The following is a 628-nucleotide window of genomic DNA, read 5'->3' as shown; positions in this document are numbered from 1 at the left end:
GTCGAGGGCGGTCCGGCGGTTTTGCCTCTGTCCGGTGAACAGAGCCTCAGGCGTGGCCGCGCCGGCGAACCGTAGGACGGTGCTGTGACCCATGCCGAGTTGCCGGGCGACGGACCGCTTACTGTGCCCGGCGACCAGGAGCGCGTGGACGGTCGCGTGCTTGGCGCGGGTGCGCTCGGCGAACCGGTGGCCCGTAGGCCACGGCTGCGAAGGTAAACCGGGCGTCGTTTCTGGCTTGTCCGGCTCCGCCGGCTGGACCGGTGCAGGCCGCAGGCAGCCTCGGTGCCGGTAGACACATTTCTCAGCGGCCTGACCAAGGTTGTGCCACAGATGCCAACGGTCAGCGACCTGGAGAGCCTGCGGGGCGCCGCGGGTAGAGCCCTCGGCGTAGAAGACGGCACGGTCCCGGCAGATGACCTCGATGCCGGGCCGCTTCGCCAGCCACGCTGCCAGCGTGTCGGCCTCGCGATCCGGCAACAGATCCACCGGCCGTCGAGTCTCGACGTCGACGAGCACGGTGCCGTAGACCCCTGCGCTGGGCATACTCGTCGACGCCCACCACGCGGGGCACCACTGCCTCAGGATCCGGCAGCGAGGCGATCAGCCGCAGGAGGGTGTTGCGGCTGAC

At 70.2% G+C, this 628-nt stretch carries 1 protein-coding gene; it reads right to left on the bottom strand.

What is annotated here, in order from left to right:
- Positions 1 to 516 (bottom strand): transposase (locus VR44_RS32095; RefSeq protein ID WP_211275161.1); only part of this gene is annotated, 516 nt, incomplete at its 3' end.
- Positions 517 to 628 lie beyond the last annotated feature (112 nt).

This window comes from Streptomyces katrae, from assembly GCF_000966975.1.
Taxonomy (GTDB): Bacteria; Actinomycetota; Actinomycetes; order Streptomycetales; family Streptomycetaceae; genus Streptomyces; species Streptomyces katrae.
This window is presented reverse-complemented; position numbering and strand designations above follow the sequence as displayed.